Origin of the sequence: Streptococcus infantis (assembly GCF_047460875.1) — a bacterium.
Taxonomy (GTDB): domain Bacteria; phylum Bacillota; class Bacilli; order Lactobacillales; family Streptococcaceae; genus Streptococcus; species Streptococcus infantis_AA.
The window spans coordinates 39785-55586 of the sequence record NZ_JASHFI010000001.1 but is presented as its reverse complement, the minus strand read 5'-3'; the positions used below and the strand labels follow the sequence as shown (position 1 = coordinate 55586).

General features: G+C 37.5%; 17 protein-coding genes. 1 reads left to right on the top strand and 16 read right to left on the bottom strand.

All coding sequences use genetic code 11. The annotated features are described in order from the left end of the window. Positions 1-79: 79 nt before the first annotated feature. The 13 genes from QM887_RS00280 to efeO all read right to left on the bottom strand — a co-directional run bounded on the left by QM887_RS00280 (position 80) and on the right by efeO (position 12215). Positions 80-991 carry a bifunctional riboflavin kinase/FAD synthetase gene (locus QM887_RS00280; protein ID WP_414270004.1) on the bottom strand — a complete coding sequence of 304 codons (912 nt, stop codon included), beginning with the start codon at positions 989-991 and terminating at the stop codon, positions 80-82. Positions 992-1056: 65 nt separating this feature from the next. Further along, positions 1057-1995: a dihydroorotate dehydrogenase gene (locus QM887_RS00275; protein WP_414270003.1), complete on the bottom strand. Its 939-nt coding sequence runs from the start codon at positions 1993-1995 to the stop codon at positions 1057-1059. A gap of 11 nt (positions 1996-2006) precedes the next feature. Then, complete coding sequence (locus QM887_RS00270; protein ID WP_414270002.1) at positions 2007-2807, bottom strand: dihydroorotate dehydrogenase electron transfer subunit; 801 nt, start codon at positions 2805-2807, stop codon at positions 2007-2009. A 248-nt stretch (positions 2808-3055) separates the two neighbouring features. After that, positions 3056-3745, bottom strand: coding sequence for a sugar phosphate nucleotidyltransferase (locus QM887_RS00265; protein ID WP_414270001.1), 690 nt, complete (start codon positions 3743-3745; stop codon positions 3056-3058). Positions 3746-3757: 12 nt separating this feature from the next. Beyond that, a complete protein-coding gene (locus QM887_RS00260) occupies positions 3758-4636 on the bottom strand; it encodes a DMT family transporter (protein WP_414270000.1) in 879 nt (292 codons plus the stop codon). Next, positions 4626-5495, bottom strand: a complete 870-nt coding sequence (locus QM887_RS00255; RefSeq protein ID WP_414269999.1) for a phosphotransferase — start codon at positions 5493-5495, stop codon at positions 4626-4628. The genes QM887_RS00260 and QM887_RS00255 overlap by 11 nt, the downstream gene beginning before the upstream one ends. Before the next feature lie 12 nt (positions 5496-5507). Then, on the bottom strand, positions 5508-6530 hold the full coding sequence (locus QM887_RS00250; protein WP_414269998.1) for a ribitol-5-phosphate dehydrogenase: 1023 nt from the start codon (positions 6528-6530) through the stop codon (positions 5508-5510). A gap of 4 nt (positions 6531-6534) precedes the next feature. Continuing rightward, entirely contained in the window at positions 6535-7242 is a 708-nt protein-coding gene (locus QM887_RS00245) for a 2-C-methyl-D-erythritol 4-phosphate cytidylyltransferase (RefSeq protein WP_414269997.1), read from the bottom strand. 335 nt (positions 7243-7577) lie between these two features. Next, complete coding sequence (locus QM887_RS00240; protein WP_000512114.1) at positions 7578-7745, bottom strand: twin-arginine translocase TatA/TatE family subunit; 168 nt, start codon at positions 7743-7745, stop codon at positions 7578-7580. Continuing rightward, positions 7729-8460: a twin-arginine translocase subunit TatC gene (gene tatC / locus QM887_RS00235; RefSeq protein WP_414269996.1), complete on the bottom strand. Its 732-nt coding sequence runs from the start codon at positions 8458-8460 to the stop codon at positions 7729-7731. Before tatC ends, QM887_RS00240 begins: the two co-directional genes overlap by 17 nt. Further along, positions 8460-10148: an FTR1 family iron permease gene (locus QM887_RS00230; protein WP_414269995.1), complete on the bottom strand. Its 1689-nt coding sequence runs from the start codon at positions 10146-10148 to the stop codon at positions 8460-8462. Before QM887_RS00230 ends, tatC begins: the two co-directional genes overlap by 1 nt. Then, the gene (efeB, locus tag QM887_RS00225; RefSeq protein ID WP_414269994.1) at positions 10123-11337 is read right to left on the bottom strand and encodes an iron uptake transporter deferrochelatase/peroxidase subunit; all 1215 of its coding nucleotides are present in this window, start codon (positions 11335-11337) and stop codon (positions 10123-10125) included. The genes QM887_RS00230 and efeB overlap by 26 nt, the downstream gene beginning before the upstream one ends. A 5-nt stretch (positions 11338-11342) precedes the next feature. Next, a complete protein-coding gene (efeO, locus tag QM887_RS00220; RefSeq protein WP_414269993.1) occupies positions 11343-12215 on the bottom strand; it encodes an iron uptake system protein EfeO in 873 nt (290 codons plus the stop codon). A 182-nt stretch (positions 12216-12397) separates the two neighbouring features. On the opposite strand from efeO, the gene QM887_RS00215 reads away from it, so the two are divergent. Next, positions 12398-12697: a YbaB/EbfC family nucleoid-associated protein gene (locus QM887_RS00215; RefSeq protein WP_153225517.1), complete on the top strand. Its 300-nt coding sequence runs from the start codon at positions 12398-12400 to the stop codon at positions 12695-12697. 40 nt (positions 12698-12737) lie between these two features. On the opposite strand, the gene QM887_RS00210 is transcribed toward QM887_RS00215, so the two are convergent. The 3 genes from QM887_RS00210 to QM887_RS00200 all read right to left on the bottom strand — a co-directional run bounded on the left by QM887_RS00210 (position 12738) and on the right by QM887_RS00200 (position 15662). Continuing rightward, positions 12738-14501: a glycerophosphoryl diester phosphodiesterase membrane domain-containing protein gene (locus tag QM887_RS00210; protein WP_414269992.1), complete on the bottom strand. Its 1764-nt coding sequence runs from the start codon at positions 14499-14501 to the stop codon at positions 12738-12740. An 8-nt stretch (positions 14502-14509) separates the two neighbouring features. Further along, a complete protein-coding gene (locus QM887_RS00205; protein WP_414269991.1) occupies positions 14510-15100 on the bottom strand; it encodes a 3'-5' exonuclease in 591 nt (196 codons plus the stop codon). A gap of 70 nt (positions 15101-15170) precedes the next feature. Then, positions 15171-15662, bottom strand: coding sequence for a DUF536 domain-containing protein (locus QM887_RS00200; RefSeq protein ID WP_049504976.1), 492 nt, complete (start codon positions 15660-15662; stop codon positions 15171-15173). Positions 15663-15802: the final 140 nt, after the last annotated feature.

Here is a 15802-nt window from a genome sequence, read left to right as displayed (position 1 = left end):
AAGCGCTTATCAAAAATAATATATGATATTTTAAAAAAAGAGCTTGAGATAATCTCAAACTCTCCTATCATTTAAAATCCTATTTTCTTGCCATCTGTTCATCTTGCTTAAGTTGCTTGACTAATTGATCTATACTATCGAATTTCACCATGTCACGGATACGGTCTAACCAATATACATTTACAGTTTCGCCATAGATGTCATCAGAAAAATCAAAGATATGAACTTCAAAACGCTCTTCTTCACCATCAAAGGTCACATTTTTTCCTAGACTAGCCATTCCACGATAGACTTTTCTCTGAATTTCAACATCGACAGCATAGACACCATCAGCCGGCATATAAGTCCGATCCAAATTGACTAGATTGGCTGTAGGAAAGCCAATTGTTCGACCACGGGCATTGCCATGAACCACTACACCTCTAGTTGGCAGTGGCGCACCGAGAAGTTTTCTAGCTTCTTTCACATCACCCTCTAAGATGGCTTGACGAATCCGTGTAGAACTAATTTTCCCTTTTTCGTCCTCTACTGGTGGAACGATAACCACTTCACCATGGAAAAGTTCTTTTAGATCTTCGGCTGACTTTCTATCTGATCCAAGACTATAGTCAAAACCAACCACAATAGTATCTGCCTTTGCTTCCTTGATGTAGGTATCAATGAATTCTTGAGCAGTCATGTTTGCAACTCGACTAGAAAAATCCATCAAATACAAGCTTTCAACTCCAGCTCTCTTCAATCTACGCTCACGTTCACTAGCATTCAAAATATGTAATAAGTGTTCAGGTGAGTATGGATTAAGTGTTAGTTTTGGTGATTCGTTAAAGGTTACTAGAGCTACTCCCTGGCGCTTTTCAGCAGCAATCTTAGAAGCTATGTCAAATAATTTTTGATGTCCAAGGTGAACTCCATCAAAATAACCTAATACAAGGACGTTTGGTCCTGGTGTTGCAATGTCTTTTTCTGTTTTAATAGGTACTGTAATAATCATAGTATTTATTATACCAGAAAAATGGCGCTTTCAAAACAATTTAGGCTTAATCTAAGGCATAAAACTTAGTGTAAACTTTCTTTGACTTCTTTACGGAGTTGTTCTAAACTATCTATACCATATTTATCCATAACTCTAGGAAGATTGTCAATGATATCAGGACAGGCATAAGGATTGGTAAAGTTTGCTGTACCGACTCCTATTGCTGACGCACCCGCCAAATACATTTCTATAGCGGCCTCAGCTGAATCAACTCCTCCCATACCAATGATTGGAAGATTAGTTGTTTGAGCTACTTGACGGATTAGTTTAAGAGCTACCGGAAAAACTGCAGGCCCAGACATTCCACCAGTACCATTGGCAATGATTGGTTTTCTAGTTTTGAGATCAAAGCGCATACCAACAAGGGTATTGATCATAGTGAGACCACTAGCACCTGCATCCTCTACTGCTTTTGCGATGGTCACGATATCAGTTACACTTGGTGTCAATTTAACGTAAACTGGGACATCTGATGCCCCTACGGCTGCTTTTACCACATCATAAGCTAAATCTGGGTCTTGCCCAATCAAAAGTCCGTGATTCCCATGATCGACGTTTGGACAAGAAATATTGAGCTCAATGGCTTTCACGTTAGGTGCCTTGGAAATACCACTAGAAACTGCGGCGTATTCTTGCTTTGAAAATCCAGCAACATTGGCGATAATTGGGAGATTTGGGTATTCTCTTTGAAGCCAAGGTAATTTCTCAGAGAGTACGACGTCTAGTCCTGGATTTTGCAAGCCAATAGCATTGAGCATACCTGCAGGTGTTTCTGCCACTCGTGGAGTTGGATTACCAAAGCGTGGTTCAAGGGTTGTAGCCTTAATCATGATAGATCCTAAAAGATCCAAATCATAGTATTTGGCATATTCTTGACCAAAGCCAAAACAGCCTGAAGCAGGAATGATTGGATTCTTTAACTCTAAGCCGGGTAGAGAAACTTGTAATCGATTTGTTGGCATGTACACTCTCCTTATAAAACTACTGTTCCTGTTTTAAATACAGGCCCATCTTCACATACACGTTGGCTAACTGTTTCACTATCTGGTACTTTCAATACGCAAGCGTAGCAAGCCCCCATACCACAAGCCATACGGGATTCTAGAGATAGATAAGCTCGTGGATGGACATGGAAGGTTTGATTGATGTATTTCATCATACCAGGTGCACCGCATGAGTAGATGGCATCAAATTCAGTGTCAAATTCATTAATCACTACCGATACATTTCCTTTAATACCATAAGATCCATCATCAGTCGTTACAAAGACCTGACTAAATCTGGATAATTCATCTTCCAAAATAACAGCATCTTTAGTAGCGAATCCTAAAACAGTTGTTATTTCTACACCTCTCGCATGTAGTTGTTTAGCTACTTCAAGTAAGGGCGGTACTCCGATTCCGCCACCAACTAGAAGAACACGATTCTGCTTGTCTAAATCAGATAAATCAAAGCCATTTCCTTGAGGTCCCATAACATCTATGCTATCACCTGTTTTTAAGGTTGAAAAGATTGCTGTCCCTGATCCTTCAACTCGATAGATAAGTCTGCATTGCTTAGTCGCCTTATCTATTGATGAAATCGAAATTGGACGACGTAAGAGATGGGCATCATCAGGTACACGCAAATGAAGAAATTGGCCCGCTTTCATAGCTTCGACCATTTCTCCTTCAAGTACAAGCTCAAAGATTGCTGGCGCGATTTCCTCCTGAGATACTACTCTCATAACTTCCAAGCGAATTACACCCATTCGTTTTTTACAATTTGGATTCATAACTTTTCCTCCTTAAATTTTAAGGGGATCAGATAAAGAAAAACCTTGCATTTGCAAGGTTTCAGTTAAGATATTTACACAAAAGTATCAAATAAGCACTTGCTTACTTGTTTCAATTGTAGCTTCTTTTCTCTGACACCTTGTGAGTCTCTCTGGACTGCCCTTAAAGGTTAAATTTTCACTAGTATACTGTATCAAACCTAAAAAGTCAAGTAAAAATAGGTAGGGTATCAGTTCATAAAAGTTGCTTATTTTTGTGAAGAAAGAATCTTTTCTAATTTTTGATAATCTTTAACACTATCGATTTCATAGATAGAGTTTTCTTCTAACTCTTCTACATATACATCTAGTTCTTTGATGTTATCTTTGACCATGTTATCCCAGTAGAGGTCCACAAACTCACCGCTTGCATAAGCCTTGTCAATAAATCCAACAATCTTCTCAGCTGTTGGAGCATCCCAGAATGATACCCCACTCAAGATGCGTCCATTTTTGCTATCGACAATAATATCTTGAACTTTGTAATCATCTCCGTAAACTAGGAACCACTCATTATCACAATCTTCACGATAAACACTGAAGTAGGTTGAACGTTCGATATCATTACGGAACATATTCTTGAAAAGATAGTTATCCGCATCAATAACATAGCTGTTGGCCAAGTCTTCTTTTACCAGGTAAAGAGAGTAAAAGTTATTGTAATCAGCATACTTATCGTTGAAGACTAAACGCACACCGTACTTTTCTTTAAGATAGTCGAATTGTTCTTTTAAATAACCTACAACGATGATAATGTCATCAATTCCACGTTCTTTCAAAAATTCAATTTGATATTCAACCAAAGGTTTTTGATTGACTTGTACCAAGGCTTTGGGAGTATTTTCTGTCATGGGTCTCAAACGAGTTCCCAATCCCGCTGCTAAGATAATCGCTTTCACGCGTTTTCTCCTTTATTCTTTAATAATAATGTAAACACCAGCCATTACGATAAGTGAAGTAATGATGGTCAGCAAATTAAGGGGCGAACCCAAGAAAATTGCTGCAAATAAAACAGTCCATACTACATAACTCACATTTAATCCAGTAGCTTTTGCTGGCTGCAATCGATTAATAGCAATATAGTAGGCTAGATAAGAGATCATATTACATGCTGCAAAAATAATCAATAGACCAAATAATTGTCCATTTGCCACTTCTGCAAATGAATGATGCGAGAAGAGAACAATGACAAGGTAGGACAAGAAAGATGTGACTTGTCGTATCAAGAGTGCTTCGAGTTCACTGAGTTCACTTTCCATAGCAAATGAACTGAGAACACTTTCACTTCCCCAAGCAAGTGCACAGATCAAGGCACAGAGGATACCAATATAGAATGAATTGACCTGTTCAACCTTGTAGGTCTGAGCAATAATTCCTGCAATGATTAATAAAATTCCAAATACTGTATTCTTAGAAACCTTATGCTTTAAGAAAAAGAAAGCGAGAATGACAGATACTGCAGGATAGATAGCTGAAACTGAGGATGCTAATGAACTACCGATATACTTGACTGCATAGAGATTAGCCTGCATGCCAATTGGTCCAGCCAATAGTGCTCCGATAATAACACTGACATTTCGAATGTTCAAGAAGATTGAAAAACGTACCTTTCCTTCTTTAACTAGAAGATATCCTAGCAAGATAAAAATACTAAGAAAGTCGTGCGCTGCTGCTACTACAAAAGGTGACAAGTCAGTAAATATAGAGAAGATATAAGCACTAATGGTTAGCCCTAATCCCCAAAAAATCCCTGAGATAAGTCCAAAGGAAACTCCGTTTTTAGTTTTCATCAATACCTCCCTGAGACTGCAATTCTTTTACAGCTCTATTATAACGAGTGATTCCATAATCTCCAAAATCTGCACCATTTTCCTCTTTGTAAATGGTCCATAGGCTCCAAATAATATCTTGCAATATTTTATAAATACGAATCTTCTCACGAGAAACTGGTGTCTGTTCGCTTTCATAATATGACAAAAAGGAATCTTCTTCGTCTGGAGTAAATTCAGACTCTAAAAAGAGAGCCGCAAGATCCCACATAGGGTCATTCATGGAAGAATATTCCCAATCAATTAGATAAAGATGACCATCTGGTGATTCAATAAAATTTTCAGGAACCAAATCAATATGACATGATTTCTTCTCAATTCCGATTTGTTCAAGCTCTTCTTTCAGAGAAAATACTGATTTTCTTACGGCTTCATAGTTTGGATAGTAAATCTCTCCTTGAATCAAGGATTCATATTTTTTGATCTCATCAAAAGGAGCAAACTCTCCTTTTAATTTTTTTCCAGAAGCATGAATCGTTTGAAGAATAGGAGCAATTTTTTCAAATTTAGTTTTAATGGTATTTAAATTAAGTGTTTCAGCATTTTCAATGTATTGATTGACTTTGATACCAGCTTCAATATCAAAAAGATAATTTTCTACATCTAATTCTAAATCTTTCAACAATTCAATATTGAACTTTTCATTCTGGCGATCGATTAATTTTTCTGTACCTTTACCGAAAAACTTAACGATATATTGATTTGAGGATGTTTGAACCAAGTAGTTTTGATTGGTCATTCCACCCAACTGTTCAACGCTCTGAATTTCTTCATCACCTGATAATAAAGTGGCAATCTTCTCTTTAACGATTTCCTTCATAATCTTCCCCCATTAGACTTCCCACTTAAATACTGTCTTGAAGGCAGTATTAAGGTCCGTTGCAAAAACTCGATGAATATCTTTAATTCCTCTGACTGGCTCTTCTAGATAAATGATATTCTTCAAACGATTGGCAAATTTTTTAATTTCCATCATTTGGATAGCATTTTCAAAGTCAATTCTTCCAGAACGGGAAGAACCGACTAGTAACAAGCCTTTTTCCAATGAATCACGAGTGTTGATATTAACCTTATACTCACTAACACCCATCATCAAAATGGTACCTTGGGGTTTGATGTAACGAATCAAGTCATTGATAGCAGGACCGCATCCATCACCACCACAACACTCAAATCCATGATCAAAGCTAAGATCTTCTGGAATACTGTCAGTAATATAACGTTCATGCGCAAACGAGAAGAGTTCTAATTTTTCCCAGTGGCGACCAATGACAATAATCTCAGCATCAGGCAAAGTGTAGTTGATAATATTGGCCATGACAAAAGCTAAACTTCCATCACCAATGACAGCGATGCGTTGGCGTTTGCTGTGAGATACCGTCATGAAACGATTCATAGCATGCATGCCAACACTGACAAACTCTGTAATGGCGGCAACTGTGTCTTCGATTTCTTCGTAAGATACAACACGATCCTTAGGCAGAGATACAAATTCTCGCATAAACCCATCATAACCACTTGATAGGAAATACGTTCCAGTCATGTAGTTTTCGTAGAATTCCTCATCACTTTGCATAGGTGGTTGATTTGGAATCATAACAACCTTTTGGCCAACTTTATAGGTCCCTGTTGGGTCAGAAATGACTGTACCACAAGACTCATGAATCATAGCCATTGGTAGTTTTTTGGCTAAAATTTTTGGATCTCGTTTACCTTGATAATAGCGCTGATCCGCATGACAAACAGCCATATAGTTTGGTCGGATGAGGATATGATTCTCTTGATCAATTTCTTCTTCCTGATATTTAATATTAATAAACTTTGGTTTTGTCAGTTGATAAATTTGATTAATCATGTCTCTAGTCTTTCTCAATCATGCTTTTAGCAATCTTCAAGTCTGTAACTGTTGTAATTTTAAGGTTTGAGTATTCACCTTTAGCCAAGGCTACATCTTTGCCCTTAATGACAAAGATTTTACATGCATCTGTTAAAATTTCTTTTTCTTCTGCTGATAAAGAACCATACAAGTCAATAAAGTCTTTACAACGGAAGGTTTGTGGAGTTTGTCCTTGATAGAGATGAGCGCGGTTTGGAATATCTGTAATAAATTTCCCATTAGTACTTTCAACAATGGTATCCACGGCTTCAACTACAGTATCAACAGCATCATGTTTTTGAGCAAGAGCGATATTGTCTTGAATCATGCGAAGTGTGATAAAGGGACGAACCGAATCATGCGTCACTACGATATCATCTTCTGTTAGTGGACGGTAAGCATCGATAGCTTCAATAATCTTTTCAATACTAGAATTACGATCCGCCCCACCTTTTGTGATAATGATACGGTCCTTGTGAAGTGGAAGGAATTTTTCAACTAGATCTTCTGCGTGTGTAACCCAGTCACCATGAACTCCAACAACAATCTTTTCAATAGTTGGCTCTAAGACAAATTTTTCAATTGTATGGATTAGAATTGGGCGGTCTCCCAACTCAAGAAATTGTTTAGGTAAATTACTGATACCCATGCGCGTGCCGGTTCCACCTGCTAAAATTCCAGCATAAATCATATTGATTCTCCTTTAGTTCATTCTAAAAAACTTATTGTTAACTATTATATCACAATCTGGCTCTATCTTGAAAGAAATACAAAGACTTTATGCCTAGAAAACGCTCTTTTTAAACCTTAATCTGAACATTAGACTTCCTAGTGAACTTTCTTTTAAAAAAAGCAAATTATTATCTAATTTCTCCTATCAAGATCTAATCAATCCTATTAATATAGAGTTCTTTAGAATAGTATAGAAAACTTAAAGAAACCTTAAACCAAATAAAAAGAGTTGAGAATATTTTCCAGAGATAACTCCCTTCTAACATTTCTCAACTCTATTCAACAAGATTCGGTTTATTTTTCCTCTTGCTCACCGATGCCCTTAACGGCTTTCTTAAACTCGGCAAGCATTTTTCCTACTGATTCACCTAGCTCTGGTAAGCGTTTTGGTCCAAAAATTAACAGTGCTCCAAGAACAATGACTATCAAGCCTGGTGCACCAATATCACGTAAGATTCCCATTTTTTTCTCCTTTCCTTTTTCTCTTAATTATCCATTTACTAATAGCGATACTAACCTCATACAAAAGGATTAGGGGAACAGTCATCGCTAAATCGCTAATAAAATCAGCAGGTGTCAATATAACAGCCAATACCAATAAGATGAAGTAGGCATGACGTCTATAAGTAATGAGTAAGCCAGGTCCAATCAAACCAATTGAGGTAAAAAAAGCAATGATAACTGGCAATTCAAAGATAAACGCTAGTGGTACAGTTGTTTGAAAGACAAAAGCTAGATAATTTTGTGCTGTCAGTTGCGTCTCAAATAAGTTTTCACCTAGTCCCAGTAAGACCTGAAGTATAGCTGGTGTTACAAAATAAAAGCCAAAGGCTAATCCCAAGATAAAACAAAGGAAAGTTGCAGGGATATAAGCAAAAATCGCTCCTGCTTCTTCATTTTTAAGGGCTGGTCGAACAAAACTCCAGACTTGATAGACGGTAAAGGGCAAGGTAAGGCTAAAGGCCATCAAACTTGCCAAACGAAGATAAATCCATAAAATATCATTCGGCCCTAAGACAATCAACTTCTGACTAAAGCCTTGTGTGATATATTGATAAACCTGATCAGCAAATAGAAGTGAACCACAAAATAGTAAAAAGAAGCAAACAACTACTGCTAGCAATCTCTTTCTAAATTCTACCAAATGTTCAATAATTGTCAATTCCTTTTGATCCATTACTTTTCACCCTGCCTAATGGTAACAAGAATCACCACAAGAATAAAGAGAGACTGTCCTCCCAAACCTTCCAAGCTAGGGTAAATTCCCAATATATCAATACTTGGTATTCCTGAGATCAGATGGTTTGGAATTATATTTGTCAACTGTAAGGCATGAATGCTAACCCCCGTCATCTTAAAGGCTAAGGCATAAATCATCCAAGTCAGGATAAAGAAAACCTTGTGAGGTAGGAAAAATTGACTGGCCTTGTTCATCACAAAAGTAATCACGACTAAGACTGAGAGGGCCAGAGAAATTCCTAGGACAAAATCAAAACTAGAAATCCTTGGCAGAATCCCAACATAGAATAAAATCGTCTCAGCACCTTCACGGAATACGGCTAGAAAACTCAGAGCAAACATAGAAAGGAACGATCCTGTTTTCGTGACAGTTTGCATCTGCGATTCCATAAAAGTATTCCATTTTTTAACAGAGGATTTGCTATGCAGCCAAATACCGATTAAAATCATCATGATAACTGCAAAAATCCCGACTGCTCCTTCGATGATTTCACGGTTGGTTCCTGAGGCAACTGCTGGAAAGGCAATCTGTAGGATATAGGCAATCAAAAGACTGGCCACTATACCAGCAAATGCACCACCATAGACCCACTTGAGGCCCTGTCTCATCTTGGCAGCTTTCAAAGTTGTCACAAGCGCCATGACAATCAAGAGGGCTTCGACACCTTCTCGGAGCAAGATGAGCATGGCGTCAAATGCATTATAGGAAGCGCTAGTATCAATTTGAGATAGCTCTGCAATCAAGCTAGAAAGCTTTTCTTGATATTCACTTTCCTTCCCCTTAACCATGATGACAGGACTTTCACTTTCAACCTTGGTATAAAGCGAAGGATTGGTTGTACTTACAGAACCCTCGATGGTGGGCCAAATAGTAATAAACTCCTTCATCGTCGCAGCTGCATCACTATCTTGACCAGCTTGAAATTGTGTCAAGGCCTTTTTTAAAAGTTCTATCCCATCCTTCAGGGTCAGATTCGATGATGTCGCCGCAACTTCTGTACCTTCAACAAAGTTAGAAATGGCTTTTTTCAAATCATCAAAGGATGCCTGAATAGTATCAAAGTTCGTTGGTTCAGTTTCAATACTACTACGTAAAAAAGAAATAGCTGTTTCCACTTTTCCATAATGGGCAGTGCTATGGTCACGAACCACTGCTTCATTGATGGTCCAGGTTGAATTCATTTTTTTATAGGCCTCTCTTACTGCTTCTAAATTCTGAGAAGCGATTGCCTTATCTAAGGCTACAAAACGAGGTTCTAAACGTGAAACAAGTTTCTCTTTTTCTGCATCTAAATCTACTGGATTTTGCTCTTTCTCAAATGTCAAAAGAGCTAAAGAAATCTGAGTTAGCTGGTCTTCAGTAATATCACCAGTTAAGGCTAACTTTTCTTGAACTTGACGTCCTGCTTCAGAATCAGAATTCTCGACTTTCTCGAAAGCTTTGGTCATTTCATCGATTAGTTTTCTTGCCTGATCTTGTTTGCCTTCTTTAACGGCTTTAGTTGCATCAGTTATTTTCACAAAGTAGGGACTCAAATTTTCCTTAGCTCCTACCGGAAAAATCAACAGAAAGAAACAAGCAAATAGGAGGATGATACTTTTAGGATTCCAATAATTTCTGCCCAATGTAACCTCCCTTCTCCACTCCACCAAAGCAAGCAAAAAGACCACTACCTATATGGGTAACATATTCGTTCATTTTATCCGTAGCACCCAGATTGGTCTGCACTTTAACAAAGCTATCTGGGTCCTTTTGGAAGGAAATAAAGAGCAAACCAGTATCAAACTGACCTGTCTTTTCATCAATTCCATCAGAATAAGAATAAGAGCGACGCAAGAGAGGCTTATCCACTTCTTTAGCTAAGCGAACATGAGAATCATCAGGAAGAAGGCTTAAATCAACCTCATCAAATTCGTTCTTCTTGCCAAAGGGAGCGCCACTTTCTTTATAACGACCAAAGGTATTTTCTTGTTCCTCGAGATTGGTTCGATCCCAAGTATCTAGGAACATCTGGATGCGCCGAACTGCCATGTAAGAACCATTTTCCATCCAATCCTTACTGTCAGCCCAAACAACCTGATCAAATTCTTTTTCAGTGGTAACATTAGCAGTCCCGTCTTTAAAACCAAAGAGATTCCGAGGAGTTTCCATACGATTGCCAATAGCGGCAAAACCTGATTGACTCCAACGAAGAGTAACTGCATTTCTCCCTTTTCGGATAAGATTTCTAATGGCATGAAAGGCAACTTGCTCATCATCAGCACAAGCTTGGATAACAATATCTCCTCCCGTGTACTTTTCTCGTAACTGTTCCTTTGGAAATGGAGGTAAATCTCTAAAAAGTTTTGGACGTTTGTTCTCTAGTTTCATTTTTTCTAGGAAGCTAGCCGAAACTCCATAGGTCAGGGTCAAACGATGAGGATTAAGCCCAACTGTTTCTCCAGTATCACTTGGAGGTAAGAGGCTATTGTTACCATCTTTTTTAACCAATTCTCCCTCTACAAGTTTGGCACTATAATCCGTCCAATCCTTAAATAACTGGATGATTTTCTCTTTGTCAGTTGAATGCAAATCTAAAACCACAAAATAAATGTTTTTCTGCATGACAGTTGTAATGCCAGCTTGGTGCTTGCCATAGAAGGCTATTTTTTCATCCCCGTACGAGATTTTCTCCTGACCATCAAGCTTAGGTGCGAAAAAAGCAGAAGCACCAGAGAGTCCAAGTGCGAGACCGGCACCTCCGATACCTGCTTTTTTTAGAAATTCTCGACGGTCCATTTTTTGTTCAAAAAATTTTTCGCCTTTGTTTGTCATATTACTTATTCTCCACCAAGAAATTTACCCATTTGTGATAATGGTTCACCAAGTTTTGTCACTGCTTCAGACAATTCTTTAGTGTCTTCTTTCGTTAAGTCTGTATAGAGCTTATAGTGTTCCTTGTCCGTCATGTGTTTGTCTAACAAACTATTGACAGATTTGAAATCTTCCTCTAACTCCTTAACCAAGGTTGCATCTGATTTTTCAAGCAAGGGTTTAAAGAGTTGGAAAATCTTCTCAGCACCTTGGATATTGGCACGGAAATCATACAAATCTGTATGAGAATAAATCTCCTCTTCACCAGTAATCTTACTTGTCGCTACTTCGTTTAGAAGGTCAACAGCTCCAGTTAGCATAATTTTATAATCAACATCTACAGTAGCAATCTTAGCCTTCAATTCCTTTATGTCATTTACCAGTTGGTCACCATAAGACTCAGTTCCTTTGGTTGTGTTTTCCTCCCAAAGAATGCGCTCAATGCGGTGGAATCCAGACCAACCTTCTTCGGTCTTATTTTCATCTAGATAGTCTGCCAAACGAAAGTCAATCTTCACATCAGATTCACCGAAGCTCTCTGCAATCGGCTCTGAACGTTCATAGGACATACGGATTAAAGGGTATGCCTTTTTAGCTTCTTCTAACTTACCATCCTTCAATAGTTGAACAAAACCTTCTGTATCCGTTAAAAGTTTATCAATCTGTTCTTCCACAAATACTTTGTAGTCACTAGTTGCCTTATCCAATAGTTTTTGGTTATCTTCTGACAATTTTGCGACCTGAGATGAATCACTTGTAGTTGACGATTGTTCAAAACGAACTGCACAAGCAGATAACAACAATGCCGAAGATAAAAGGATAAAACCAAGTTTTTTCATTAGATACTCCTATTAAATCATGGGAATCCCATTTGTTTTTAATTCATTATAACATAGATTTTCTAATCATTCAATAAATTGTCAGAAAATTTAATGTTACAAGCTATAAATTAACATTAGACATTTCTATCTAAAATTGATAAAATAAGGAGAAAAAATTGTTAAAGGAAACCTTAAATCTTATGATGAATATGCAAAACATGATGCGTCAAGCTCAAAAACTTCAAAAACAAATGGAGCAAAGTCAGGCTGAACTTGCTGCTACAGAATTTGTTGGCACTTCTGCTCAAAACCTTGTAACTGCTACTTTAACTGGAGATAAGAAGGTCACAAAAATTAATTTCAATCCTGCAGTTGTAGATCCTGAAGACATCGAAACTCTTTCTGACATGACTGTTCAGGCAGTGAATGCAGCTCTTGAACAAATCGATGAGACAACCAAAAAGAAACTCGGTGCTTTTGCAGGAAAATTACCATTCTAATAGCATAAAAAGAGGCTGAATTCAGCCTCTTTTGTCTTATCTAAAAAGTAAAGAATTCTGTTGCCTTCTTTAGAAGTAAATCGGCGTATTCTGGGTCTTCCTGGGCAGTTTCAAGTTCTTCTTGTACCATTTCCAAATTATCCGTAATCATACCATCTACTCCTAGATGAAGCGACTTGTTAAAGGATTCCGAACCGTTAATCGTCCATACATAGAGCTTCTGCTCTGTATTCCAGAGCTTAGTCACGAAGTATTCGTCCAAGGTAGAATACTCCATAGTATAGCCACTTGCATTTGTTCTTGGGAAAACGGAATTGTAAGGCAGGATAAAGTAGACTGGAATCTCCTTATCATACTGGGTTACCTTTTCAATAACATGGTAATCTAGAGATTGCATCTGATGCCCATAAATCTTAATCTTAGCACCATACTTTTCAAGAAAATGATCCATCATTTGAGCACTATCTTTCCTACTTGTTTTAATCTCAATAAGTAGTTTTTGATTTAGTTGGTTTGCACGATTTAGATAGTCATCAAAGCTTGATATCTTAGTTTGATAGCCATTTTCAAAAATATCTATCTGCTTCAACTCCTCTAAAGTTAGGTCTTGAGGGGTCACGTTTAATCCAGCTAGACTTCTCAGATTTGCATCATGCATCATAACAAACTGACCATCTTTGGTTTCCTGAACATCCATTTCAACAAGGTCTGGTTTTAATTGAGCTGTCTTTTCTAGGGATTCTACAGTATTTTGCACGCCATTAGCATTGGAAACACCTCGGTGGGATATCACACGCGGAGGATTTGCAACAGGTGCTTCTAAATAGACATAGCCTTCAATAGCAAAGATGACACTCGCACACCCCATAACACCCCATCTCATGAGATGGTCTTTCTTTCGTCTCGGTATAATATCCAATTCCTCACCCGTTAAAAATGAGGTGAACTTAACCAAGAAGTAAGTCAGAGCCATGTAGTGGATATTTTTAATTAAAATATAGTTTGAAATAGCAAGAATCAAGGATTCTCTTTGTGTGAGACCATCCACTAAAAACTGCCCAACTAATAGTGGGATTAGAAGCAAGTAAAAGAAAAGATTTGTTTTGACAACAATGAGAAAGAGATGCCAAGCGTAAAACCAGAATTGATTTCTAGTTCTTTCAAGACTATAGAGCACAGCTTTCTTGACTGTCATCTTATCATAAAATATTTTTGGAAGAACAAATACCAACTTAACAGAAATGTAGAGGAAGAGGATTGACAAGATGATTATACCTAGCCACCACATCCAGTATTTATCTTCCATGTAGGTCTGAATAAACTCTGGGATTACGATTTTATTAAAATAATAAATCTTTAAAAACTTCCTGATAAAAGGAAAAAGCATGGCAACGTAGAAGAAGATAAATAAGGCTTTAGTAATTGTCAGACCTTTCATAAAGACAAGACTCTCACGAAAGACCTTACGACTGTATTCTATCAGTGTTCTTTTCTCATGATAGAGAAGATGACGCGCCCCTATAAAGAGAAGACTGAGTTGAAAATAAGCAACTAAAAGGTTAAGAATGATTAAGATTAAGAAGCCAATACTGACTATAGGAGCATTTTTGATAATGGCAAAAATGTTATTGTAAGAAATAAACAAATAGCCCGTCTGACTTAGCAAAAAACCCGCTATCAATGAATTCAAAGGTAACCAAATATAGTCGACCAACATAAAGATTAGAAAAAATAGAAAGAGGATTTTATCAAGATTGAGGTAAATCTTTTTAAAACCCAATTTTTTAGGCTTTTCGGGTTTCATAAAACCTCCTAATCAAACAGCTGTGATAAATCTAAACCGCCAAAAGGATTAGAGTTAAGACTACTTTGTGATGCTAGGAAAAGTTTGCTTTCATCAGACTCTAGAAAAGCTTCATAAACACGCGCAGTCATACGAGCATCCTCTAAACTGTTATGAGATTGTCCCTTAAATCCTAGAAAACTTGCAACAGTTTGTAACTTGAGATTTGCAATCCCGTGAAGATCCGAACTACGTCGCTTAAAAGCTTCATCATAGAGATCCACTTGATATTGGCTACTATAATCCAAACCATGTTCCAATAGAATCGGTAAATCACTCTTAGCTGCATTATAGCCAACGATAGGCAATTGACCAATAAAGGCTTGAAAATCTTTGAGAACATCTTCCACCTTCGGAGCATCCTTCAAGGTTTCAGATGTGATACCCGTTAAACCGTTTATAAAACTTTTCAATGGTACATCCGTATGAACATATGAGTCAAATGCTCCTACTTCTTCACCATCTTTAAAACGGACCGCAGATACCTGAATCAAGTGAGTTTTATCTTGGTGTTTATTAAATTCCAAATCAAATGAAATATAATCTCTTAATTTTTCCATCTTATCCATTCCTTACTGTATTTGTAAAAAGAAACTACTTGGTTATACCTAGAAACCAAGCAGTTTTTTCTTATCCTCCAAATAAGCGAGCAAAGAAGCCTTTCTTCGTTGCTTGTACTTCTTGCTTAGCCTGATCCAACTCCAACTGAAGGGTTTCTTGGTCCTTCATGGCTTGTAGGGTTAACTGTTGTTGTTGATCCAATTGCTTATCTTTTTCTGCGATTTGACGGTCTTTGACACGCATCTGTTCATCTTTTTCAGCTAACTGTTTGTCTTTAGCCTTTAATTGCTCATAAAGACGGATGATTTCTGCATTCTTTTCATCAACAAGAATCTCCATTAATTCACGTTGCTTCACATCATCACTAACAGGTTCATCTTCAAAAATGGTCTTTTTGTAGATTTCTTCAAGCTTAATCAAGCCACTGCGAGTTACCACAGTGACTCCTTTATCATTTTTAGTCGTATCTTCTTCAGGTAATTCCTTGACACGGTTATTGATTGCTTGGCGGGACAAGCCCAAGACCTCAGCAATCTCACTTACAGTCATCTCAATACTCATAATATCCTCTGAAAGTTTTCTAGCTTTTCTTTATTTAAATATTATCATAAGCAAGCAAAACTGTCAAATATCACCGTGTTTTCAACCCTTTTTCATAACTTTTTCGGGTCTAAACTGAACTGTCTTTTAGCATTTTTTAA

Bases quoted from the DNA above. Each gene is read 5' to 3' on its own strand.
- QM887_RS00215 (WP_153225517.1), top strand. From the start codon at position 12,398: ATGATGAATATGCAAAACATGATGCGTCAAGCTCAAAAACTTCAAAAA.
- QM887_RS00275 (WP_414270003.1), bottom strand. From the start codon at position 1,995: ATGCCAACAAATCGATTACAAGTTTCTCTACCCGGCTTAGAGTTAAAG.
- QM887_RS00270 (WP_414270002.1), bottom strand. From the start codon at position 2,807: ATGAATCCAAATTGTAAAAAACGAATGGGTGTAATTCGCTTGGAAGTT.
- QM887_RS00245 (WP_414269997.1), bottom strand. From the start codon at position 7,242: ATGATTTATGCTGGAATTTTAGCAGGTGGAACCGGCACGCGCATGGGT.
- QM887_RS00280 (WP_414270004.1), bottom strand. From the start codon at position 991: ATGATTATTACAGTACCTATTAAAACAGAAAAAGACATTGCAACACCA.
- QM887_RS00255 (WP_414269999.1), bottom strand. From the start codon at position 5,495: ATGAAGGAAATCGTTAAAGAGAAGATTGCCACTTTATTATCAGGTGAT.
- QM887_RS00205 (WP_414269991.1), bottom strand. From the start codon at position 15,100: ATGGAAAAATTAAGAGATTATATTTCATTTGATTTGGAATTTAATAAA.
- efeB (WP_414269994.1), bottom strand. From the start codon at position 11,337: ATGACAAACAAAGGCGAAAAATTTTTTGAACAAAAAATGGACCGTCGA.
- QM887_RS00260 (WP_414270000.1), bottom strand. From the start codon at position 4,636: ATGAAAACTAAAAACGGAGTTTCCTTTGGACTTATCTCAGGGATTTTT.
- tatC (WP_414269996.1), bottom strand. From the start codon at position 8,460: ATGGATCAAAAGGAATTGACAATTATTGAACATTTGGTAGAATTTAGA.
- QM887_RS00250 (WP_414269998.1), bottom strand. From the start codon at position 6,530: ATGATTAATCAAATTTATCAACTGACAAAACCAAAGTTTATTAATATT.
- QM887_RS00200 (WP_049504976.1), bottom strand. From the start codon at position 15,662: ATGAGTATTGAGATGACTGTAAGTGAGATTGCTGAGGTCTTGGGCTTG.
- QM887_RS00240 (WP_000512114.1), bottom strand. From the start codon at position 7,745: ATGGGAATCTTACGTGATATTGGTGCACCAGGCTTGATAGTCATTGTT.
- efeO (WP_414269993.1), bottom strand. From the start codon at position 12,215: ATGAAAAAACTTGGTTTTATCCTTTTATCTTCGGCATTGTTGTTATCT.
- QM887_RS00210 (WP_414269992.1), bottom strand. From the start codon at position 14,501: ATGAAACCCGAAAAGCCTAAAAAATTGGGTTTTAAAAAGATTTACCTC.